Raw genomic sequence first — 21,104 nt, forward strand, 5'->3', positions numbered from 1 at the left:
AATAGCATATTAACTATAAACATTATGCTTATATAACCCCATCACAACAGCACGATGGAATGGTCATGCCCCAGGCCCGACACCCCGAGAGACTCAGAGCCTTCATAGGCGCCCTGGCGGAATTGATCGACGCCAACCCACGTGAAGGCGACCTGCTGCACCGCGGCGGCAAGCTGCTGGCGCAACTGGTCAGCCATGATGACTGGCTCCCCGACGAGTTCGCCCAGCCCGATCCCGAGCGCTATCAGCAATTTTTGCTGCATGCCGATTCGCGCCAGCGTTTCAGCCTGGTCAGTTTTGTGTGGGGGCCAGGGCAAAGCACGCCGATTCATGACCATCGGGTGTGGGGGCTGATCGGCATGTTGCGGGGCGCTGAGTTTTCCCAGGGCTTTGCACGTGCGCCCGACGGCAGCCTGGTGGCGCAAGGCTCATCCGTCCAGCTGCTGCCGGGCCAGGTCGAGGCGGTATCGCCCAAGATCGGCGATATCCATCAGGTCAGCAATGCCCACCGCGATCAGGTGTCCATCAGCATCCATGTATACGGCGCCAATATCGGTGCGGTACGCCGTGCGGTGTACCAACCCGACGGCAGCGAAAAATTGTTTATCTCCGGTTATTCCAACGCCACGCTCCCGAACATCTGGGACCTGTCCAAAGAAAAGAGCCCTGCCCTATGACCACCGTATCGACCCGCAGCTTTGCCCAGATTCGCCAGGCCCTGTTGGACCGTGAGGAGCTGGCGTTGATCGACGTGCGTGAAGAGGCGCCGTTTGCCGAGTCCCACCCGTTGTTCGCCGCCAATATCCCGCTGTCCAAGCTGGAACTGGAGGCGTACGCACGCATTCCACGCCGCGATACCCAGGTCACCCTGTATGACAACGGTGAAGGGCTGGCCAGCCGCGCTGCCAAACGTCTACTTGAGCTGGGCTACACCCAGGTCAGCCTGCTTGAGGGGGGACTGGACGGGTGGCGCCGCGCGGGTGGCGAGCTGTTTATCGACGTCAACGTGCCAAGCAAAGCCTTTGGCGAGCTGGTGGAAAGCCAGCGCCACACGCCGTCCCTGGCCGCCGAAGAAGTCCAGGCCCTGCTCGACAGCCAGGCCGATGTGGTGGTGCTCGATGCCCGCCGTTTCGACGAATACCAGACCATGAGTATTCCAACCGGTATCAGCGTGCCGGGTGCCGAGCTGGTCTTGCGCGCCCGCGAACTGGCGCCAGACCCGGCCACGCGCATTATCGTCAACTGCGCCGGGCGCACCCGCAGCATTATTGGTACCCAGTCGTTGATCAATGCCGGCCTTCCCAACCCGGTCGCGGCGCTACGCAACGGCACCATCGGCTGGACCCTGGCCGGGCAAACACTTGCCCACAGCCAAGCCCGCCGCTTCGCGCCAACGCCAGAGGAACATCGCCAACCCGCCGCCGAGGCTGCACGCCGCGTTGCCGACAAGGCCCGTGTCGGCCGCGCCACCCTTGACGATCTACACCACTGGCAGCAGGACACGACGCGCACCACCTACCTGTTCGATGTGCGCACCCCGGAAGAATTCGAAGCCGGGCACCTGCCCGGGGCACGCGCCACACCCGGCGGGCAACTGGTGCAGGAAACCGACCACGTCGCCAGCGTCCGCGGTGCGCGCCTGGTGCTGGTCGATGATGACGGCGTGCGTGCCAATATGTCCGCCTCCTGGCTGGCTCAGTTGGGTTGGCAAGTGCACGTGCTGGATGATCTGCAAGCCGAGCACTTCAGCGAACGCGGCGGGTGGGTCGCGCCAGTGCCTGCGCCACCCCAGGCCGAACTGATCAGCCCGCACACCCTCGCCGACTGGCTGGGCCATGGTGACACCGTGGTGCTGGACTTCACCGCGAGCGCCAATTACGTCAAACGCCATATACCCGGTGCCTGGTGGGTGCTGCGTGCGCAACTGCCCCAGGCCCTGGCCAAGGTGCCGCGTGCCCAGCGCTACGTATTGACCTGCGGCAGCAGCCAATTGGCGCGCCTGGCGGTGGCCGAGGTGCAAGCGCTGACCGGCCAGCAGGTGTTCGTGCTGCAGGACGGCACTGCCGCCTGGATCGCCGCGCAACTGCCCCTGGAGGAAGGCGAAACCCACCTCGCCTCACCGCGTATCGACCGCTACCGTCGCCCCTACGAAGGCACCGACAACCCACGGGAAGCCATGCAGGCTTACCTGGATTGGGAGTTCGGCCTGGTCGAGCAACTGGCCCGCGACGGAACCCATGGTTTCTACGTGATCTGACCTGCTGCTGCATCGTTTTCGCCTATCCGACCCCTTCTCCAGGTGGAGGTATCCCCCTTATCCAACGCCTGGAGTGTGTCCCATGCTGTACGCCATCCCTTTCAAACACCTGCTACTGGGCGCCGCCCTGGCCCTCGGCCTGCTGTCCAGCGTACAGGCTGCCGACCTGCAACCGCTGCGCGTGGCCAACCAGAAATCCACGATCAAGGCGCTGCTGCAAGCCTCTGGCGAAACCCGCAACGTGCCCTACGAAATCAAGTGGTCGGAATTCCCCTCGGCCTCGCCCTTGGGCGAAGCGCTGAATGCCGGCGCCGTGGATGTCGGCGCCCTCGGTGACGCTCCTTATGTGTTCGCCCTGGGCGCCGGCGCATCGCTCAAAGTGATCAGCATCATCCATGCACAAGGGCGTAACACCACCGCGCTGCTGGTGCCCAAGGACTCGCCGATCAAGACCGCGGCCGATCTCAAAGGCAAAAAAATCGTCACCGGGCGCGGCTCCATCGGGCATTACCTGGCGATCAGGGCCCTGAACGATGCGGGCCTGAGCACTCAGGATGTGCAGTTCATATTCCTGCTGCCTGCCGAATCGCGGCTGGTGCTGGACAACGGCACTGCAGACGCCTGGGCCACCTGGGACCCGTACACCACCGTGGTCACCTCACAGAGCAACGCTCGCGTGCTGGTCAGCGGTAAACACCTGCTGAGCAATCATCTGTACTTCGCTGCGACCGGCCAGGCCATTGCCGACAAGCGCGCGCAACTGGACGACTTTGTCGCACGGGTTGACCGCGCCTACGCTTGGGCCAACGCCCACCCCGATGAGTATGCCGCCGCCCAGGCCAGGATCACCGGCTTGCCGCTGGCCGTGCATATCGAAGTGGCCAAGGACACTCACCTGTCGCCGGTCGCGATTGACGACGCGGTGATCAGCGGCCTGCAAGCCACCGCCGACACGTATGTAAAAGAGGGACTGCTGCCCAATCGCATCGATGTCTCCCAAGGCTTCGACCCAAGCTTTAACGCCAAGCGTGCCACCCTCGACCAGGCCTCGCGCTAAAGAGGGATGCAGTGCGAGCCCCGCTCAAGGCTAGACACCCTCCCACACTTGACCGAGTACATGCTGATGACTCACTCGTCTCTACGCGCTGTAGACGTCGTCGATTTCGACACCACGCTCACCCGCCTCAGCGCCGAACTGGCCGGGACCGCTCATGTCTATGACGAAAGCGGCGCCTTCCCCCACGCCAACTTCAACCTGTTGCACCAACACGGCCTGGTCGCCCTCACCGTCCCCAGCGCCCTCGGCGGCGGCGGTGCCAGCCTGGCACAGGCGCGCAAGGCCATCAGCGCCGTCGCCAAGGGCGAGCCATCCACCGCGCTGATCCTGGTGATGCAGTACCTGCAACACGCCCGCCTGCAAGACAGCAAAACCTGGCCCCGGCACCTGCGCGTACGCGTCGCCGAGGACGCGGTGCGCAACGGTGCGCTGATCAATGCCCTGCGCGTCGAGCCGGACCTGGGCACACCGGCCCGGGGCGGTTTGCCCGCCACCACCGCCGTGCGCACCGTTGACGGCTGGCGTATCAGCGGGCGCAAACTCTACTCCACCGGCAGCCATGGTTTGAGCTGGTTCAGCGTATGGGCGCGCAGCGACGACGCAGACCCGCTGGTGGGCGCCTGGCTGGTGGCCAAGGACAGCCCCGGCGTGAGCATCATCGACACCTGGGATCACCTGGGTATGCGCGCCACTTGCAGCCACGAGGTGGTGCTCGACAACGTACTGGTGCCACTGGACCACGCCGTCAGCGTCAGCCCCTTTAGCGCGCCGCAGCCGGAGCTGGATGGCGAAGGCTTGCTGTGGATGTCGGTGCTGCTGTCGTCGGTTTACGACGCGGTGGCCCAGGCGGCGCGGGACTGGTTGGTGAATTGGCTGCAAGAGCGCAAGCCATCCAACCTGGGTGCTGCGCTGTCCACTTTGCCGCGCTTTCAGGAAACCGTCGGCCATATCGACACCTTGCTGTTCGCCAATCGCAGCCTGCTTGAGGCTGCCGCTCAAGGCCACACGCCGACCGCCAACGCCGCACAATTGAAATACCTGGTGACCGGTAACGCGATCCGCGCCGTCGAGCTGGCCATCGAAGCCTCGGGCAACCCAGGCTTGTCACGCCATAGCCCACTGCAACGGCATTACCGCGATGTGCTGTGCAGCCGCGTGCATACCCCACAAAACGACGCCGTGCTGCAAGGTGTCGGCAGAGCCGTGTTTACCCAACACCAGAAGGAGCGCCCATGAGCCACGTGATAATTGCCAGCCAGTTGGACGAAGACTTCAACCAGGTCATTCGCGAACGACTGGCGCCGCTGCACCCCCAAGCTCAGGTGATCGGTGTGCCGGTGGGTGCGCCGAACGACCTGCCACCCCAGGCCAATATCCTGCTGTTGCGCCCGATCAATGTGCGCGGCTATATCGCCCCCGACACGCCCCCACCGGGCTGGCCCTACGGCGCGCAATGGGTGCACCTGGTGTCATCGGGCATCGACTTCTACCCGCAGTGGCTGTTCAACGGCCCGCCTGTGAGCACGTCCAGGGGCAGCGCGGCCGACAACCTGGCCGAATTCGCCCTGGCAGCAATCTTTGCCGCCGCCAAACACCTGCCGGACATCTGGGTGAAAGACTCGCAGTGGAATTTCACCGCCCTGCGCCCGCTCAAAGGTACCACCCTGGGTATCTTGGGCTTTGGGGCGATTGGCGAAAGCCTGGCGCAAAAAGCCCTGGGCCTTGGCCTCAAGGTGATCGCGCTGCGTCAGAGCCAGGCTCCGTTCAGCGCCGGCGTGGAGGCCGCCACTGACATCCACGACCTGTTCGCCCGCGCCGACCACCTGGTGGTGGCGGCACCACTGACCGAGGCAACGCGGCACGTTATCAACCGTGACGTGCTGGGCAGCGCCAAGCCGGGGCTGCACCTGATCAACATCGCACGCGGTGGCTTGCTGGATCAGGAGGCGCTGCTGGAGGCGCTGGATAACGGGCAGATCGGGCTGGCATCGCTCGACGTGACCGAGCCGGAGCCGTTGCCGGACGGGCATCCGCTGTATACCCATCCCAGGGTGCGGTTGTCGCCGCATACGTCGGCGATCTCTACCAACAGCAAGGAGGAGATTGCGGATACGTTCCTGGCGAATCTGGAGCGGTATGTGGCGGGCCTTGAATTAACCAACGTAGCAAACGCCTGACGCTATTCAAATTACAGGAGCTGGCTTGCCTGCTCCCACACGTATCAGCAACCGCCAGCCAGGCGTTCACGCAGGAACTCGACCAACGCCTGTACCGGCCGTGAACTCTGCCGGTGCTGGGGGTACACCGCCGACAACGTCAGGGCTTCGGGCGCGAACTCGTCCAATACGCTGACCAGGCGACCGTCCTTCAATGCCTCGCCGACTATGAACGTCGGCAGGTAGGTAACCCCCAACCCGGCAATGGCGGTGTCACGCAGCAAATCGCCGTTGTTGACCCGCATGCGCCCGCTCACATTCAGCGCTTGCAGCTTGCCCTTGAAACGCCATTGCACCTGGCGGCCGTGACCGTAAGGCAGACAGTCGTGGTCGGCAAGGTCGTCAGGTTTTTGCGGCGTGCCGCGCAAAGCCAGGTAATCGGGGCTGGCGCAATACACCCTCGGGATGCTGGCGATACGGCGGGCGATCAAGGTGGAATCTTCCAGGGTGCCGATCCGCAGCACCAAGTCGTAGCCTTCGCCGATCAGGTCTACCGGGCGGTCGCTGAGATCAACCTCCACCGACACGTCGGGATAGCGCTGCAGGAACAGCGGCAGCAGGCAACCCAAGTGCGCCATGGCAAACGAAAGCGGCGCACTGAGGCGAATCGTGCCGCGCGGTTCGCTGTTCTGCCCGGCAATGCCCTGCTCCACCTGCTCGACATCACTGAGCAGGCGCAAGGCGGATTCGTAGTAACTCTGGCCCAGTGGCGTGACATCCAGGCGCCGCGTGGAGCGATTGAGCAGGCGCACGCCCAGGCGTTCTTCTAGCTGGATCAGGCGGCGGCTGACAAATTGCTTGGACAGGCCCAGTTGCTCGGCGGCGGCGGTGAAACTGCCGGACTCCATGACCTGACAGAACAGGCGCATGTCTTCGAAGGGGTTCATTGTCGCTACTCAGTGGACGATGGGCTGTTTTATAGCGGGTTAAGAGGCACACCACAAACCTGATGTGGGAGGGGGCTTGCTCCCGATAGCGGTGGGTCAGTCAATTAATCCATATCTGACTCACCGCTATCGGGAGCAAGCCCCCTCCCACAGGGATTACCTACAAGTTTCGAGAACCGGTTATTTGGCAGTAAACGCCGAGTAGCTGTTCATCAGGTTGCGGTAGTTGGGGATGCGCGGCGACAGCAGGTTGGCCAGGCCTTCCATGTCGTTGCGCCAGTCCACTTGCAGCTCGCAGGCCACCGAGAACCAGTTCACCAGTTGCGCACCCGCGGCGGTCATACGTGCCCAGGCAGCTTGTTGCACGGTCTCGTTGAAGGTGCCGGAGGCGTCAGTGACCACAAACACCTCGAAGCCTTCGGCCAGGGCGCACAGGGTCGGGAAGGCAACGCACACATCCGTCACCACACCAGCAATGATGATCTGCTTACGGCCGGTGGCCTTGACGGCCTTGACGAACTCTTCATTGTCCCAGGCGTTGATCTGGCCAGGGCGAGCGATGTACGGCGCGTCCGGGAACAGTGCCTTGAGTTCCGGAACCAGTGGGCCGTTGGGGCCGCTTTCAAAGCTGGTGGTCAGGATGGTCGGCAGGTTGAAGAACTTGGCTACGTCGGCCAGGGCCAACACGTTGTTCTTGAACTCGTTGGGGGAAAAATCCTGCACCAGGGAGATCAGACCGGTCTGGTGATCGACCAGCAGGACAACGGCGTCATCTTTGTTCAAGCGCTTGTAAGTCATGGGTTAACTCCTTCGATTTGCTGATTAAAAGGCAAAGCACGAGCAGCCGAACGCGCCCCAGAAACCCTGGAAGTCGCTGACCGGCACGCTGGAAAGACGGGCTTTTTCATGGCTGTGGGCGTGTACGCCGCACGGGCCGCTGCACTGATGTACCTGCGCCTGCATCGGCGAAGTCGGGCGCCAGTGCCCCGGCACCTTGGCCACCGGCGACCAGTCCGGCAGCACCGGCACGCGCGGCGGGGCGTAATCTTCGAAGTCGCCAGCGCCGTAGACGACCTTGCCGCCGACCACGGTGAGTACCGACTCGATCCACTTGATGGCTTCTTCATCGACACTGAAGAAGTCCGCCGACAACGCGGCCACGTCCGCCAACTGGCCGACCTTGATCTGGCCTTTCTTGCCCTGCTCGGACGAGAACCAGGCGCTGCCGTGGGTAAACAATTCCAGCGCGGTAAGGCGCGGCAAGCCCTCGGCGTGCAGCTCCAGACCGCCGACCGTGCGGCCGCTGACCATCCAGTACAACGAGGTCCAGGGGTTATAGCTGGAGACCCGCGTGGCATCGGTGCCCGCCCCTACCGGCACGCCTTCGGCCAACATGCGTTTGATCGGTGGCGTGGCTTCGGCGGCCTTGGCGCCATAGCGCTCGACAAAGTACTCACCCTGGAACGCCATGCGATCCTGGATCGCAATACCACCGCCGAGGGCGCGCACCCGTTCGATGTTTTTCGGGGTGATGGTTTCGGCATGGTCGAAGAACCACGGCAGGCCATTGAACGGAATGTCACGGTTGACCTTCTCGAACACGTCGAGCATACGCGAGATGGATTCGTCGTAAGTGGCGTGCAGGCGGAACGGCCAGCGCTGTTCCACCAGGTGGCGCACCACCGGTTCCAACTCCTGTTCCATGGTCAGCGGCAGGTCCGGACGTGGTTCGAGGAAGTCTTCGAAGTCCGCAGCGGAGAACACCAGCATCTCCCCGGCACCGTTGTGGCGCAGGTAGTCGTCACCCTGATGCAGGGTGACGCTGCCGGTCCAGTTCTTGAAGTCGCTGAGTTCTTCCTTGGGCTTTTGGGTGAACAGGTTATAAGCGATGCGCACCGTCAACTGCTGGTCCTTGGCCAGTTGCTCGATCACCGCGTAATCGTCCGGGTAGTTCTGGAAACCACCGCCGGCATCGATAGCGCTGGTCAGGCCCAGGCGATTGAGTTCGCGCATGAATTGGCGGGTGGAGTTGACCTGATATTCCAGCGGCAGTTTTGGGCCTTTGGCCAAGGTCGAATACAAAATCATCGCGTTGGGCCGCGCCACCAGCATCCCGGTGGGGTTGCCGTTGCTGTCACGTACGATCTCGCCGCCCGGTGGGTTCGGCGTGTCCTTGGTGTAGCCGGCCACGCGCAGCGCCGCACGGTTGAGCAAGGCGCGGTCGTACAGGTGCAGCACGAACACCGGGGTATCCGGCGCGGCCTGGTTGAGTTCTTCCAGGGTGGGCATGCGTTTTTCGGCGAACTGGAATTCGTTCCAGCCGCCGACCACGCGTACCCATTGCGGTGTGGGCGTACGATCGGCCTGGTCCTTGAGCATGCGCAAGGCATCGGCCAGGGACGGCACGCCCTCCCAGCGCAGTTCGAGGTTGTAGTTCAGCCCGCCACGGATCAGGTGCAGGTGCGAGTCGTTTAGGCCGGGGATGACGGTACGGCCCTTGAGGTCGATCACCTGGGTGCCACTGCCGCGCAGGGCCATGGCCTCACCGTCAGTGCCGACAACGACGAAGCGCCCGTCGCGAATGGCGACGGCGCTGGCGCGTGGGTTTTCCCGGTCCACGGTGTGGAACTGGCCATTGAACAGAATCAGATCGGCGTTCATAGGGTTTCCTTTACAGAGGCTTCAAGCCAGGGAGCGAACAAGCGGGTGGCTGCCGGCATCAGCAGGTACACCACCAACAGCACGATGGTGAGGGTGACCAAAAAGGTCGAGACCACGTAGTTGGACAAAAACGGATGTAGCCGCAGGATCGGCCCCCAGATAAAGGGCAACAGCAAGGTTTGCGGCAGGATCACAAACAGGCTGACCACCGCCTGCTTCCAGCGCGGCGGCTTGGCGGCGCCGTCGGTCTGAGGGGCGAACCAGAACTCATTGGCGCCGCCGATTTCAGTCTGATCGCCGTCAGCCAGCATCGGCGCGGCTTCGTCGATCAGGGCCTGGCGTTGTGGGGAGTCGAGCCACAGTTCCAGGGCATCGGTGGAGCTATAGCGCAATACGCAGGTGAACAGGGCCGTGCCGTTTTGCTGGCTGCGTACCACGTCGACGCCCAGGTGGCCGGGGCGTTCGCCAGCGATACGCACGATGCGGCGTAGCCAGGCTTCGTACTCGGTTTCACGGCCGGGCTTGACCCGGTGCTTGACGACCAGCGTGACGACTTCGTCAGAGCTGGTTTTAGGTGTTGGGTCCATGATTGGGTGACTCCCCCGCAGGATTGAGCGATGGGAGGAGTTTGCCGGGCCGGGGGTACTGGGAATTGGATGTATGTGCTGTCTGGGTTTCTGTGGGAGGAGATCACCGACAGTCACTTGGCAGTCAGCTCGCCGCCATATGCTCGGCAATCCGCCCGCGTAGCCAGCGCTCCGCCGGGTCATTGTCATGCACCCCGCTCCAGACCATCGACAGCTCCGCCGCATCAATCGCAAACGGCGGATCCTCGGCCCGCAAGCGGGTGCCTTCGGTCAACGCGCACGCTGCGTAGTCCGGCACGGTCGCGATGATCTGTGTACCCGCCAGCAACGCGCGCAACCCGCTGAACTGCGGCACCGCCAGCACCACCCGCCGCGAGCGACCGATGCGCGCCAGGTCCAAATCGATATTGCCGCTCAAGTCCCCTGAAAACGACACCATTGCATGGGGCCTGGCGCAGTAGTCATCCAGACTCAGCGGCGCCTCACCGTCATCCCCGCGCAACACCTTGCAGGGAATATCCCGCAGTTTCTTACGTTTGGCATTGGCCGGCAGTTCGGTGGTGTAGCTCACCCCGACCGAAATTTCGCCGCTGGCCAGCAGCGATGACATCAACAGGTAATTGGCCCGGCGCACCACCACGATGATGCCCGGGGCCTCCTCGCGCAATTGGCTGAGCAACGCGGGAAACAGCCCGAACTCGGCGTCATCGGACAGGCCAATGCGAAACACCGCGCAACTGGTGGAAGGGTCGAAATCCTTGGCGCGGCTGACGGCGCCGGAGATGGTGTCCATGGCCGGTTGCAGCTCCTTGAGTATTGCCACCGCACGTGGCGTGGGCTCCATGCCGCGACCGTTGCGCAGCAACAACGGGTCGTCGAACAAATCGCGCAGACGGCCCAGCGCCGCGCTGACCGCCGGTTGGCCCATGAAGAGCTTCTCGGCAACCCGGGTCAGGTTTTTTTCGAACATCAGGGCCTCGAAAATCACCAGCAGGTTCATATCGACGCGACGCAGGTCGTTGCGATTCATGGCGGTATCCAGACAATTTGCAGAGGGCAAGCAAAGCATGCCCCGCACGCCTGCGATTGCATAGCCGTGCTGTCTTTTATGCGACGGCACCTGGCGAAATTAACAACGATTAACTCGTCAGCCAGGCGGCCCGGCAACAAGATAAGCCGCGTCTACACTGCATCCATTCACGGGAACGCTCCCATCGACTGCGGATATTTGTCATGGCCCGACTTGAGCAATATGCCCCTCGTTTGTCCGCCACCGGTGGCCTGTGCCCCCGGCGCGAGCGCATCGCCAAGCAATTGATCCTCGCCAATCTCGGCGAAAGCCTGGCCATCGCCGACCTGGCCCAGGCCTGCGCCTTGTCGCGCAGCCATTTCTCCCGCGCCTTCAAATGCACCACCGGGGTGTCGCCCCAGGAATGGATTCGCCAGCAGCGGATTCTGCGGGCCAAGGAATTGATCACCGGTTCGTCCTTGAGCCTCACGCAAATCAGCCTGGAATGCGGATTCTGCGACCAGGCGCACTTCTGCCATATGTTCACGCGCAGCGAAGGTGTGAACCCGATGACCTGGCGAAATCACCACTCGCGTCCCAAACCTGACGTGATCGCCGCCTAGTGGTCGTGACGCAGCTGGAATATGCTGGCCCAACCCCTACTCCATAACCTGGGCAACCATGACAGACCTGAGCGACCAGGCCGTGCACTTCGGCCCCTACTGCATCCACCCGCGCCAGCGCCTGGTGCTGGAGGCTGGTCGCCCGTTGCGCCTGGGGCGGCGGGCGGTGGATATCCTGCTGATCCTGCTGGAGCAAGCCGGCAATGTGGTGAGCAAGCAGGAGCTGATCGCGCGGGTCTGGCCCACAAGCGTGGTGGAAGACGGCAACCTGCGGGTACACATGGCGGCGTTGCGCAAGGCGCTGGGTGACGGCCAGGCCGGGCAGCGCTATATCGTCACAGTCGCCCAGCGCGGCTACAGCTTTGTTGCGCCACTGAGCATCGAACCGATGACGCTACCCACTGACGGCGCCCCCCAGCGCCCGCGCCATAACCTGCCGCTGCGACGCACGCGAATGATCGGCCGCCAGGCCCTGATCGACGCGCTGGTGCAGCAACTGCCGCAGCAACGCTTCATCACCCTGACCGGCGCCGGTGGCATCGGCAAGACCACCGTGGCCCTGCGTGTCGCCGAATTGCTGATCGGGCATTACCGCGATGGGATTCATCTGCTGGACCTGGCGCCGCTGAGCGCCGCATCGATGATCCTGCCCAATCTCGCCGCCCTGCTCGGCCTCACTCCCGGCGAAAATGCGCCACTGGTCAGCTTCGCCCGCAGCCTGCAGGCGCGCCAGATGCTGCTGGTGATCGATAATTGCGAACACCTGCTCGACGACATTGCCCTGATCAGCGAAACCCTGTTGCGCCATGCGCCGCACCTGCACATTCTCAGCACCAGCCGCGAAGCCCTGCGCGCCGAGGGTGAACATGTACAACGCCTCGAACCGCTGGCCTGCCCGCCCGCCACCGGCAACCGTGCCCAGGCCCTGGGTTACCCGGCCATGCAGTTGCTGATCGAGCGGGCGATGTCTCATCAGGACAGCTTTGCCCTCAGCGAAGCCGAACTGCCGTTGGCAATCGATATTTGTCAGCGCCTGGACGGCATTCCCCTGGCGATCGAACTGGTCGCCGCGCAGATCGAACGCTTTGGCTTGCAGGGGCTGCTGGTGCAGATGGAGGACAACTTCCGTCTGCTGACCCGCGGGCGACGCAGTGCCCTGCCCCGCCAGCAAACCCTGCGAGCTACGCTCGACTGGAGTTTTGACCTGCTCACCGAATGCGAAAAAATCTGCCTGCGCCGGCTCGCGGTGTTTCGCGGTGGTTTCAGCCTGGTCAGCGCGGCGGCGGTGATCGCCGGGGAAAACATTGCCCCGGCCCAGGTGCTGGGCTCCATCACGCAACTGGTGGCCAAGTCGCTGTTGAACGTGGAAGCCAGCGATGACGAGATGGTTTATCGCCTGCTGGATATTACCCGCACCTATGCCCTGGAAAAGCTCAGCCAGGCCGGCGAGCTGCACGCCACTCGCGAACGCCACGCCGCCAGGTGCCTGGCGCTGATGGAACAGGCGCAAGGCGACTGGGAACTGATCGCCACGCAGCCCTGGCTCGACCGTTACGCACCGCTGCGCGAGGACGTGCGCGCCGCACTCGACTGGGGCTTTACCGAGGAAAACGAGCACCTGTTGGCCATTCGCCTGACGGTCAGTGCGATGCCGCTGTGGCAGGAGCTGTCGTTACTGCGCGAGCATGGCGGTTATGTGCACAAGGCGCTGGCGCTGATTGATCAGGTCAAGACCCCTTGCACCCAATTGACCCTGCAATTGCAGTTGGCTTTGGGCAGTCTTTCGTACCATGCCTTGGGCCCCGCGCCCCAGACCGTCGCAGCCTTCGTGGGTGCCGCACGCCTGGCCGAAATGAATCAGGACCTGGCCGGCCAGTTGCGTGCGGTCTCAGGCCATATGGCCGTGAACCTGTGTGCCGGACGCTATGCCGAGGCGCTGGAGCAAAGCGTACAGTTCGAGCGCCTCGACCCGCGCACCGAACCGCTGCTGGACCTCAGCGTCCAACGCTTGCGCGCGCTGGGCCAGCACTACATGGGCAATCAGCCGCTTGCTCGTCACCATGCCGAGCAGGTGCTGCAGCGCATGACCCACAGTGGCCACGTGAACCGCTTCGCCCATGGCGTGGGCGTGCAGTACGACCAAAACGTCGCGTCCCTGACCATCTTGGCGAGAATTCTGTGGCTGCAAGGCTTTCCCGAGCGCGCCTGGCGTACCGCCAGCCAGGCGCTGGAGCTGGCGCTGCAGATCAATCACGGCACATCGATTTGCTACACCCTGGCGTTGGCCAGCGTGGTAATCGCCCGCTACAACGGCGCCGAAGACGACGCACACGCGTTGCAAACGCTGCTGCTGGAGCAATCCCACAAGCATTCAGTGCAACTGTTCCAGACCTGGGCCGGGCATTACGCCGGCATCCTGGGTGACAACCATTTGCAGGGTCTGGGACTGATCGAGGATACCTTGATCACACTCGGCTCCCGTGAAGCCGACGCGGCCGCCATCGAAAGGGCACACAGTGGCGCTGCCGGCTGGTGCGCCGCGGAAATCCTGCGGGTGCGCGCCGAACAGTTGGCGCGTCAAGGTGATATGCGCGTCGCTGAAGCCCTCTTGCTCCAGGCCCTTGGCCTGGCGCGCCAGCAAGGCGCGCTCGCCTGGGAGCTGCGATGTGCGCACTCCCTGGCGCAACTGTGGCAACAGCAAGGGCGCAGCCTGGCTGCCAGGAACCTGCTGAGCCCGATCCACGCGCAATTTACCGAAGGCTTCGCCACCCAGGACTTAATGCGCGTGCGCGGCCTGCTCGACCAGTTGCAAGACAAACGGCCGGCCTGAACACACATCCAGGCTGTCTCCATAACCTTGCTGCAACCGCTGCACCTGGTCCGGATCACGCAATTGCGCCAAAGCATAGCTGCGCACGCAGTTGAGCAACCGGTAGCGCCGCGGGCCAAGCCCAGGCTCGATGACCAGCAGCGAGGTATTGACCAGACGCGCCAACAGATAGGACAGGTCGGCGTGCTCAAGCTCGGTACCGCGTACCATCTCACTCAACGTGGGCAAGCTCACCGCCATCTTGAACAAGCCCAACTGCAAGAACAGCCAGCACTGCGGCAGGCTCAGACGCTCGTAGCTCCAATCCAGGGCAGCGGTGATTGAGCGATGGTGCTCTACCGCTGTGCGGCGACCGCGCGTCAGCCCCTGCAGGCCGCTGCGCAACTGCTGCTGCACTGCGCCGATGCCCAGCGCATCGACCTGGGCGGCCGCCAGTTCGAGGGCCAATGGGATACCGTCCAGGCGTCGACAAATATCGCGCAACGGCGCCAGGTCCTGCGGCCGCAATACAAAATCCTGCTGGCTGGCGCGGGCGCGGGCGACAAACAGCTGCACTGCGGGCCACGCCATGGCCTGCTCGATACTGCGGCACACCGACAGTGAAGGCAGTGCCAGCGCAGGTACACGCAACACCCACTCGCCGGGCGCCAGCAAGGGTTCGCGGCTGCTGATCAAGATACTCACCTCGGGCGCTCTTTCGCGCAGTGTGCGCACCAGCTTTCGACAGGCGCCGAGCAACAGGTCGGCACCGTCGAGCACCAGTAGCAGTTGGCGCGAGGCCAACTGGCGAGACACCTCATCGAGGCTGTCAGTGGGCTTGAACTGCATGACCGTGGCAACGCTGGCAAGCAGTTCGCCAAGGGTTTGCATCTGGGTCAGGTCGAGCCACCACACCCCGTCGCGATAGCGCGACAACACGCGTTCGGCCAGGACCAGCGCCAGCGTACTTTTGCCGACGCCGGCCACACCGGTGAGGGTCAGCAAGCGTTGCCCGGACAAGCGCCGCGCCAGCAGGCTCACCAGCTCTTCGCGACCGAACACCGGGCTGAGCCGGGCAGCCAGGTTATGCGCGGCCGGCAGCGTCGGCACAGTGGCTTGCACGGGGCCAATGAAGCAATAACCACGCTGGGGGTGATTGAGGATCAGGCGTCGTCCGTCCAGCGCCCGGCGCAACGCGGCAATATGCACGCGCAGGTTATTGTCTTCGACGACGCTGTTGGGCCAGACCCGTTCGATCAAGGTGGCCTTGCTGATGAACTGCCCCGGCGCTTCCAGCAGTACCGTAAGAATATCCAACGCACGCCCGCCCAACGGCACCGGCCAGCCAGACTTGCTGACCAGGCGCTGTTGCCGATGAAAGGTGTAGGGGCCGAAGCTCAGCGTCGCAGAATCTTGCATGTCCGTAACTGCGCTGAAACACCCGTGCTTGAGTGCCTGCGCATCCTTTTCCATGGGCTCGGCCCTATCTTGCCAGCTAGCGATGACAGGACAATGCTGGCACGGGGAGCGATACGGACAATCGAGTGCCTCAGACGGACATTGTGTCGTTAACTGAACTGTTGTCGGTATTGGGTCGGGTTCAGGCCCAGTTTTTCACTGAACAGAAAGCGCATATGCCGCACGCTACCAAAGCCTGCGTGGAACGCCACGGTCTTGAGCGGCAGGTCGGTGGTTTCCAGCAGTTGCCGGGCACGGTCGATGCGCGCGCCCTGCAAGAACGCCATGGGCGTCATCTGCACGTCCTTGGCGAACAGTCGCGCAAAATGGCGTGCACTCATGCCGGCCAGTTCGGCCATGGACTCGATGGTAAACGGCTGATCAAGATGCGCCAGCACGTGGTTCTGCACGCGGGTGATCGCGGTTTCCTGCGGCGCTACCGCAGCCGTCATGGGGCTGAACTGGGCCTGGCCACCCTGGCGCTTCATCACCACCAGCAAGACTTTGGCCACATCCACCGCCACTTGCTTGCCATGGTCCTGGGCAACCACCGACAGGGCCAGGTCGATACCCGCAGTGACGCCGCCGGAGGTAATCAGGCGCCCGTCCTGCAAGTAGATGCGGTCGGTCTCGACGATGGCCTTGGGAAAAGCCTTGATCAAGCGCTCGGTGTAGTGCCAGTGGGTGGTCACGCGGTGCGCGTCGAGCAAACCTGCATGTCCGAGCACAAAGGCCCCGGTGCAGATCGAGCCGAAGCGCCGGGCACGCGGCGCGGCGGCCTTCAGCCAAGGCAGCAACGCGGGATGGCATTCGTTATAGGCACCTGGGCCACCCGGCACCAGCAGCAGGTCATAAGCCGCCTGAGCCTGTTCCAACAGTAGATCGGTCTGGACCACCACACCATTGGATGCCCGCAACGGACCAGGCTCCGTGCCAATGGTCAGGATCTGGTAGTGATCGGCCGCCGGCAGATAGCGGTTGGCAATCGAAAACACTTCAAGCGGCCCGGCCATGTCGAGCAGCAGGAAGTCCGGGAACAGCGCCATGGCCACGGTTTTCATAAGCGGGAAATGTCCATCGAGAAGGAGTGCGACGGGCATTATGGCACGACTTTTACTGTCAACCTGAAGTTGACAGTAATTCTATTTCCACCTTCTTAATCAATCTTTTGTTAACCATTAACCTTCTTCTCAACGCAAGCGCCCTGCATCTCGCAGCCTGCGCTCACTTGAGGACTGGACCATGCTGACCCTTCGCAAAGCTTCCGAACGCGGCGCCGCCAATCACGGTTGGTTGAAGTCGTTCCACACCTTCTCTTTCGCCAACTACTGGAACCCTAAGGAGCAGGGGTTTTCCGACCTGCTGGTGATCAATGATGACCGTGTCGCCGCGGGTAAAGGCTTCGGCCAGCACCCCCACCGCGACATGGAGATCTTCTCCTATGTGCTTGAAGGCGCACTGGAGCACAAGGACACCCTGGGCACTGGTTCGGTGATTCGCCCCGGCGATGTGCAACTGATGAGCGCCGGCAGCGGCGTGGCCCACAGCGAGTTCAACCACAGCCAGCGCCTTGGTGTGCATTTCCTGCAAATCTGGATCGTGCCCAACGAAGCCGGCGCCAAGCCACGCTATCAGCAGGAGCACTTCAGTGAAGCGCAAAAACGTGGGCGCTTGCAGTTGATCATCTCGCCGGACGGCGCCAACGGTTCGCTGAAAGTGCGTCAGGACGCGCGGGTGTATGCCGGGCTGTTCGACGCTGACGAAAGTACCCGCCTGGAGCTGGCACCGGATCGCTACGCCTACGTCCATGTGGCACGCGGCAGCATTGAACTCAATGGTCAGCGCTTGCAGGAAGGCGACGGTGTGCGAGTGCGGGACGAGCGCCAGATCCGCCTGAGCCATGGCGAGGACGCCGAAGTGCTGGTGTTTGACCTGCGCCCCAACGAACTGCCGCAGATGCCATGACGGTCACGGTGATGGCCCCGTAAGCGGGACCATCGCTGGCATCGATAGTCACCATCAGCGCAATGAAGTTCTCTTAAAACATGCAGCGCGTAACATCAAACCCATGCCAAACGGCACCCAACTAAAGCACTCGGAGCACACCATCATGAAACGCCAAATCCTGCTTAGCCTCGCTTTCTCGGTACTCGCTGCAAACGCTTTTGCCCACCCGGTAGTCGCTGAAGGCGGTGCCGACCGGCTGATAGAAACCCGTGTTGCCGAAGGCGGCGCGGATCGCTTGCAGGAACGCGGTCTGGCCGAAGGCGGTGCTGACCGCTTGCAGGAACGTGGCTTGGCCGAAGGTGGTGCTGACCGCTTGCAGGAACGTGGTCTGGCCGAAGGTGGTGCTGACCGCTTGCAGGAACGTGGCTTGGCCGAAGGTGGTGCCGAGCGTCTGCTGAGCTCCCACGTATAACCCCGCGCTGTTTGCGGGAGCCCCCAAACCGGCCTGATCAGCCGGTTTTTTTGTCTGCGATTTGCTCGGCTGTCAGGTCGCCTCCGGGGGAAGTCGAATCGTCGCACCGCCCCTTCCACATTTGAGTCAGCCCTGGACGACCAGGAATTTCTTGCGATACGCCGCCGGCAACATACCCACCCGCTGCTGAAACAGGCGCCGAAACGAATTGCTGTCTTCATAGCCAACGGCATAGGTAATGCTGTCGAGCGTCATGCGCGTTGACTCAAGCATCTGCTTGGCCCGTTCCAGACGCAGGGTTTGCAGGTAGCCGATTGGCGTATGACCGGTGGCGTCCTTGAAGCGGCGCTTGAAATTACGCACGCCAAAGCCGAAGCGCCGGGCCACCTCGTCGATCACCAATGACTCGGTAAAGTGCTGCTCCAACCAGTGCTGTACGCGCAGAATCTCGCTATCCCCGTGGCTTTTGGGCAACGACCACATGGCATACACCGACTGTTCGGTGCGCCCGGTATCGATCAGCAAATATTTGCCGCAGGTATAAGCCAGTTCCGCAGAGCCGAAGCGGCGGATCAGGTGCAGCATCAAATCCATCGCCGCCGTGGCGCCACCGCAGGTAATCAAGCGGTTCTCTTCGCAGAGGATCTGCCCCTCATCCAGACAGACCTGGGCATAGCGACGACGGAAGAACTCGGTAAACGCCCAATGGGTGGTGGCGCGCAAGCCCTGCAACAGGCCCGTTTCGGCCAAGAGAAACGCGGCCGTGCACATCGAGGCCAGCACTGCGCCACGACCATGCTGCTCACGCAACCAAGGGCCGTAAGCGGCAAACGTCGGCAAGACTTCCTTGAGGGTAAACAGAAAGCCTGGGATCAATACCAGGTCGGTCCGGGCCACCTGCGCCACGCTGCAATCCACCTCCAGGCGCTGGCCGCCCCATGTCACCACCGCCTGCCCATCCAGGGAGGCCAGCACCACCTCAAAGCACGGGCTATCCGCGAACAGGTTGGCCGCACTGAGTACTTCCATGGCAAGGGTGGCATTGGCAGCGGAACATCGGTCAGCCAGAAGCAAGGTAATGTGCATTTAAAAACCAGTTTGCGCTTTTCGCATGAAATAAGTCATTTGCGCACCTACCTTATCCGATTCCTCGCCTTTACAGTGCGGTCATTGTTCAACTGTCTGGCGTCTTTTCATGAATCTCTGGTTTCGATTACTGCACATGCTGTTGCGTCGCCCCTGGCGCAAACCGGTCCACGGCCTGGCCACTACGGTGGTGCGCATGAGGGTTTGGCCGTTGGACCTGGATCTGAACCGGCATGTTACCAATGGTCGTTATTTCACCCTGGCAGATGTGGCGCGCATGGATTTTGTGTTGCGCACGGGTGCCTTTCGCGTGGCGCTGCGCCACAAGGCAGTGCCGATCGTAGGCGATACCTGGGGCAAGTTTCGTCGCGAGTTGAAACTGTTCGAGGTATTTGAAGTGCACACCCGAATGCTCGGCTGGGACCACAAGTGGAGCCTGATGGAGCACCGCTTCGTCAGCCATGGCCGAGTGATCGGCGTGGTGGTGATCCGTGGAGTGTTCCGCGGCGCCAAGGGCAACGTGCCGCCGTCGGATTTCGTGCGCGAACTGGGTCTGGAAGAGACTTCGCCGCCTATGCCCCAATGGCTCAGCGACTGGGCGCGCAGTTGCGATCAGATGAGTGCGCAACTGCGGGCAGAGGAGCAAGATTGAAAAACCCTAGCTTTTCGGCTTCAGCTTCTTCAAGTTGGCTTGACCATCCTCTCTGGCAACGTACAAGAAACTCTTGCCTTCCTGCACTTTGAACAGCACCTTCATGCCGGCCAGCCTCTCCAGGTCCTTGCGTGCGGTGTTTTCCGAAATGTCATAGTCGTGCTTGAGTTCCTTGGGCGTAAAGATGCGCCCAGGGTGGTGGAGCACTTTTTTCAAGAAATGCCCTTGTCGGTAATTCAGCTCAGCCTGCAATCCAAGCGTACCCAGCCAGCCCATCAGTTCCACGGCTTCTTTACGTTTGCTTTCAAAGTACGCCATAAATTCGTTAATGGCGCGCTCGATAACCCTTAATTGATAAATGACGAAATAGGTCAAATCAAAAGCGTCGGTTTCCGTATGAACATATGAGCGCCCATATTGCATGGGTGCCTCCTTGAGCAGTGTGCTGATGGAGATGTACTCAAAGGGCCAGTAACCGCTTTTGAGCATGAACCAGTAAAATAAACACCGCGCAGTGCGCCCGTTGCCGTCCCTGAATGGGTGCTCATAACCGAGCATGAAGTGCAGGATGATCGCCTTCACCACGGGATGGATAAAATGCCTGCCGGCTTGGCCGTCATGTCGGTCATTTGCAAACCGGCAAAGCGCTTCGAGCCTGTCCGGCAGCAGCGCTGCCTGAGGAGGTTGGTGAACGACTTCTCCCGCAGCCCCGCCCACAAAAATATCGTCAGCGATTCTAAGCTGCCCAGGATGAGCGTCGCCCTCTTCAATCCCCGCCGTAGCGATGCCGTGAAACTCGCAGATCAGCGCGATAGAGAGGTTTGCATCCTTGCTGTATTTGGCCCGCTTCATCAGATGATAGTTGTTCAGGATCATCCGCTCATCGTCATTCTGCGGCGTGCGCTCCTTGGCCAACATGTCCTTGGCGATCTTGCGAGTGGTAGCAGCGCCTTCCAACTGGGCACTGGAGATTGCCTCCTCCATCATCAATGAATCGACCAGATACTGAGTGTTGTCGCGGTATTGAGGAGAGGAAGCAGTCGCCCCTCCTAGCCTGGACGTGACTGACTCCACGGCATGAATCACCGCGTCGCAAAAATCAGTGGTGTACAGGAAAAAAGGCCTGCCGCATTCACTGCGCAGCTCCAAGGTTTTGCTCGCACACGCACGGGACATTTTGATAGCGGCCCACGCTGCCTCTTTGTTGAGGCCCGGTGCGGGATAACGGCGAAACTCATCCCAGTGCAAATACCTACCTTTGTCGTCGATCGCCTTGAAAGTGCGAGCCAGCTCGAAAATTTCCAGGCCGTGGCGTTTTAATAACACCTCGAAATCAACCGGTTTCTGGATCTTAGCCATGGCCGAAACTCAATTTATTAAAAT

General features: G+C 62.1%; 19 protein-coding genes. 9 read left to right on the forward strand and 10 right to left on the reverse strand.

Going from position 1 to position 21,104, the window contains the following annotated elements; translation table 11 throughout:
• The first annotated feature begins 65 nt into the window (after window positions 1–65).
• The 5 genes from E4O98_RS24270 (at window position 66) to E4O98_RS24290 (ending at window position 5,491) form a co-directional block, all read left to right on the forward strand.
• Window positions 66–677: a cysteine dioxygenase gene (locus E4O98_RS24270; protein WP_148853663.1), complete on the forward strand. Its 612-nt coding sequence runs from the start codon at window positions 66–68 to the stop codon at window positions 675–677.
• Entirely contained in the window at window positions 674–2,257 is a 1,584-nt protein-coding gene (locus E4O98_RS24275; RefSeq protein ID WP_248136466.1) for a rhodanese-related sulfurtransferase, read from the forward strand. The genes E4O98_RS24270 and E4O98_RS24275 overlap by 4 nt, the downstream gene beginning before the upstream one ends.
• Window positions 2,258–2,339: 82 nt before the next feature.
• On the forward strand, window positions 2,340–3,314 hold the full coding sequence (locus E4O98_RS24280; RefSeq protein ID WP_005787673.1) for an ABC transporter substrate-binding protein: 975 nt from the start codon (window positions 2,340–2,342) through the stop codon (window positions 3,312–3,314).
• A 66-nt stretch (window positions 3,315–3,380) separates the two neighbouring features.
• Window positions 3,381–4,550, forward strand: coding sequence for an acyl-CoA dehydrogenase family protein (locus E4O98_RS24285; protein WP_248127899.1), 1,170 nt, complete (start codon window positions 3,381–3,383; stop codon window positions 4,548–4,550).
• Window positions 4,547–5,491 carry a D-isomer specific 2-hydroxyacid dehydrogenase family protein gene (locus E4O98_RS24290; protein ID WP_032876254.1) on the forward strand — a complete coding sequence of 315 codons (945 nt, stop codon included), beginning with the start codon at window positions 4,547–4,549 and terminating at the stop codon, window positions 5,489–5,491. Before E4O98_RS24285 ends, E4O98_RS24290 begins: the two co-directional genes overlap by 4 nt.
• A gap of 44 nt (window positions 5,492–5,535) precedes the next feature.
• On the opposite strand, the gene E4O98_RS24295 is transcribed toward E4O98_RS24290, so the two are convergent.
• The 5 genes from E4O98_RS24295 to E4O98_RS24315 all read right to left on the reverse strand — a co-directional run bounded on the left by E4O98_RS24295 (window position 5,536) and on the right by E4O98_RS24315 (window position 10,695).
• Window positions 5,536–6,417, reverse strand: a complete 882-nt coding sequence (locus tag E4O98_RS24295; RefSeq protein ID WP_005787668.1) for a LysR family transcriptional regulator — start codon at window positions 6,415–6,417, stop codon at window positions 5,536–5,538.
• Between the two features lie 180 nt (window positions 6,418–6,597).
• Window positions 6,598–7,215, reverse strand: coding sequence for an isochorismate family cysteine hydrolase YcaC (gene ycaC, locus E4O98_RS24300; RefSeq protein WP_005787666.1), 618 nt, complete (start codon window positions 7,213–7,215; stop codon window positions 6,598–6,600).
• A gap of 24 nt (window positions 7,216–7,239) precedes the next feature.
• The gene (locus E4O98_RS24305; RefSeq protein ID WP_248136468.1) at window positions 7,240–9,078 is read right to left on the reverse strand and encodes an amidohydrolase; all 1,839 of its coding nucleotides are present in this window, start codon (window positions 9,076–9,078) and stop codon (window positions 7,240–7,242) included.
• Window positions 9,075–9,665 (reverse strand): antibiotic biosynthesis monooxygenase, encoded by a 591-nt coding sequence (locus E4O98_RS24310; protein WP_248089699.1) that lies wholly within the window; start codon window positions 9,663–9,665, stop codon window positions 9,075–9,077. Before E4O98_RS24310 ends, E4O98_RS24305 begins: the two co-directional genes overlap by 4 nt.
• 124 nt (window positions 9,666–9,789) lie before the next feature.
• Complete coding sequence (locus E4O98_RS24315; RefSeq protein WP_032876265.1) at window positions 9,790–10,695, reverse strand: LysR family transcriptional regulator; 906 nt, start codon at window positions 10,693–10,695, stop codon at window positions 9,790–9,792.
• 203 nt (window positions 10,696–10,898) lie between these two features.
• On the opposite strand from E4O98_RS24315, the gene E4O98_RS24320 reads away from it, so the two are divergent.
• Together E4O98_RS24320 and E4O98_RS24325 are read left to right on the forward strand one after the other, a co-directional pair.
• Window positions 10,899–11,297, forward strand: a complete 399-nt coding sequence (locus tag E4O98_RS24320; protein ID WP_103734404.1) for an AraC family transcriptional regulator — start codon at window positions 10,899–10,901, stop codon at window positions 11,295–11,297.
• A gap of 58 nt (window positions 11,298–11,355) precedes the next feature.
• The gene (locus tag E4O98_RS24325) at window positions 11,356–14,127 is read left to right on the forward strand and encodes a winged helix-turn-helix domain-containing protein (protein ID WP_248136470.1); all 2,772 of its coding nucleotides are present in this window, start codon (window positions 11,356–11,358) and stop codon (window positions 14,125–14,127) included.
• Here the strand turns inward: E4O98_RS24325 and E4O98_RS24330 are convergent.
• The gene (locus E4O98_RS24330; protein WP_248136472.1) at window positions 14,074–15,579 is read right to left on the reverse strand and encodes a winged helix-turn-helix domain-containing protein; all 1,506 of its coding nucleotides are present in this window, start codon (window positions 15,577–15,579) and stop codon (window positions 14,074–14,076) included. The two genes, E4O98_RS24325 and E4O98_RS24330, sit on opposite strands and share 54 nt — an antisense overlap.
• Before the next feature lie 95 nt (window positions 15,580–15,674).
• Window positions 15,675–16,625, reverse strand: coding sequence for a GlxA family transcriptional regulator (locus tag E4O98_RS24335; protein ID WP_032876275.1), 951 nt, complete (start codon window positions 16,623–16,625; stop codon window positions 15,675–15,677).
• Between the two features lie 181 nt (window positions 16,626–16,806).
• On the opposite strand from E4O98_RS24335, the gene E4O98_RS24340 reads away from it, so the two are divergent.
• The gene (locus E4O98_RS24340; protein WP_248136474.1) at window positions 16,807–17,529 is read left to right on the forward strand and encodes a pirin family protein; all 723 of its coding nucleotides are present in this window, start codon (window positions 16,807–16,809) and stop codon (window positions 17,527–17,529) included.
• 121 nt (window positions 17,530–17,650) lie between these two features.
• Here the strand turns inward: E4O98_RS24340 and E4O98_RS24345 are convergent, their stop codons facing one another.
• Together E4O98_RS24345 and E4O98_RS24350 are read right to left on the reverse strand one after the other, a co-directional pair.
• Complete coding sequence (locus E4O98_RS24345; protein ID WP_248136476.1) at window positions 17,651–17,977, reverse strand: hypothetical protein; 327 nt, start codon at window positions 17,975–17,977, stop codon at window positions 17,651–17,653.
• Window positions 17,978–18,109: 132 nt separating this feature from the next.
• On the reverse strand, window positions 18,110–19,069 hold the full coding sequence (locus E4O98_RS24350) for a helix-turn-helix domain-containing protein (RefSeq protein ID WP_148854205.1): 960 nt from the start codon (window positions 19,067–19,069) through the stop codon (window positions 18,110–18,112).
• Window positions 19,070–19,178: 109 nt separating this feature from the next.
• Between E4O98_RS24350 and E4O98_RS24355 the strand changes: the two genes are divergently transcribed.
• Complete coding sequence (locus tag E4O98_RS24355) at window positions 19,179–19,721, forward strand: acyl-CoA thioesterase (protein WP_223018670.1); 543 nt, start codon at window positions 19,179–19,181, stop codon at window positions 19,719–19,721.
• A gap of 6 nt (window positions 19,722–19,727) precedes the next feature.
• On the opposite strand, the gene E4O98_RS24360 is transcribed toward E4O98_RS24355, so the two are convergent.
• Window positions 19,728–21,080, reverse strand: a complete 1,353-nt coding sequence (locus tag E4O98_RS24360; RefSeq protein WP_248136478.1) for a Fic family protein — start codon at window positions 21,078–21,080, stop codon at window positions 19,728–19,730.
• Window positions 21,081–21,104: the final 24 nt, after the last annotated feature.

It is taken from the genome of Pseudomonas sp. W2Jun17 (assembly GCF_023127795.1).
In the GTDB taxonomy this organism is placed as follows: Bacteria; Pseudomonadota; Gammaproteobacteria; order Pseudomonadales; family Pseudomonadaceae; genus Aquipseudomonas; species Aquipseudomonas synxantha_A.

Excerpts from the sequence above, each read along its gene's own strand:
- E4O98_RS24355 (WP_223018670.1), top strand. The coding sequence starts at position 19,179 with ATGAATCTCTGGTTTCGATTACTGCACATGCTGTTGCGTCGCCCCTGG.
- E4O98_RS24275 (WP_248136466.1), top strand. The coding sequence starts at position 674 with ATGACCACCGTATCGACCCGCAGCTTTGCCCAGATTCGCCAGGCCCTG.
- E4O98_RS24350 (WP_148854205.1), bottom strand. The coding sequence starts at position 19,069 with ATGCACATTACCTTGCTTCTGGCTGACCGATGTTCCGCTGCCAATGCC.
- E4O98_RS24320 (WP_103734404.1), top strand. The coding sequence starts at position 10,899 with ATGGCCCGACTTGAGCAATATGCCCCTCGTTTGTCCGCCACCGGTGGC.
- E4O98_RS24280 (WP_005787673.1), top strand. The coding sequence starts at position 2,340 with ATGCTGTACGCCATCCCTTTCAAACACCTGCTACTGGGCGCCGCCCTG.
- E4O98_RS24305 (WP_248136468.1), bottom strand. The coding sequence starts at position 9,078 with ATGAACGCCGATCTGATTCTGTTCAATGGCCAGTTCCACACCGTGGAC.
- E4O98_RS24330 (WP_248136472.1), bottom strand. The coding sequence starts at position 15,579 with ATGGAAAAGGATGCGCAGGCACTCAAGCACGGGTGTTTCAGCGCAGTT.
- E4O98_RS24340 (WP_248136474.1), top strand. The coding sequence starts at position 16,807 with ATGCTGACCCTTCGCAAAGCTTCCGAACGCGGCGCCGCCAATCACGGT.
- E4O98_RS24295 (WP_005787668.1), bottom strand. The coding sequence starts at position 6,417 with ATGAACCCCTTCGAAGACATGCGCCTGTTCTGTCAGGTCATGGAGTCC.
- E4O98_RS24290 (WP_032876254.1), top strand. The coding sequence starts at position 4,547 with ATGAGCCACGTGATAATTGCCAGCCAGTTGGACGAAGACTTCAACCAG.
- E4O98_RS24335 (WP_032876275.1), bottom strand. The coding sequence starts at position 16,625 with ATGAAAACCGTGGCCATGGCGCTGTTCCCGGACTTCCTGCTGCTCGAC.
- E4O98_RS24315 (WP_032876265.1), bottom strand. The coding sequence starts at position 10,695 with ATGAATCGCAACGACCTGCGTCGCGTCGATATGAACCTGCTGGTGATT.
- E4O98_RS24310 (WP_248089699.1), bottom strand. The coding sequence starts at position 9,665 with ATGGACCCAACACCTAAAACCAGCTCTGACGAAGTCGTCACGCTGGTC.
- ycaC (WP_005787666.1), bottom strand. The coding sequence starts at position 7,215 with ATGACTTACAAGCGCTTGAACAAAGATGACGCCGTTGTCCTGCTGGTC.
- E4O98_RS24270 (WP_148853663.1), top strand. The coding sequence starts at position 66 with ATGCCCCAGGCCCGACACCCCGAGAGACTCAGAGCCTTCATAGGCGCC.
- E4O98_RS24325 (WP_248136470.1), top strand. The coding sequence starts at position 11,356 with ATGACAGACCTGAGCGACCAGGCCGTGCACTTCGGCCCCTACTGCATC.
- E4O98_RS24360 (WP_248136478.1), bottom strand. The coding sequence starts at position 21,080 with ATGGCTAAGATCCAGAAACCGGTTGATTTCGAGGTGTTATTAAAACGC.
- E4O98_RS24285 (WP_248127899.1), top strand. The coding sequence starts at position 3,381 with ATGACTCACTCGTCTCTACGCGCTGTAGACGTCGTCGATTTCGACACC.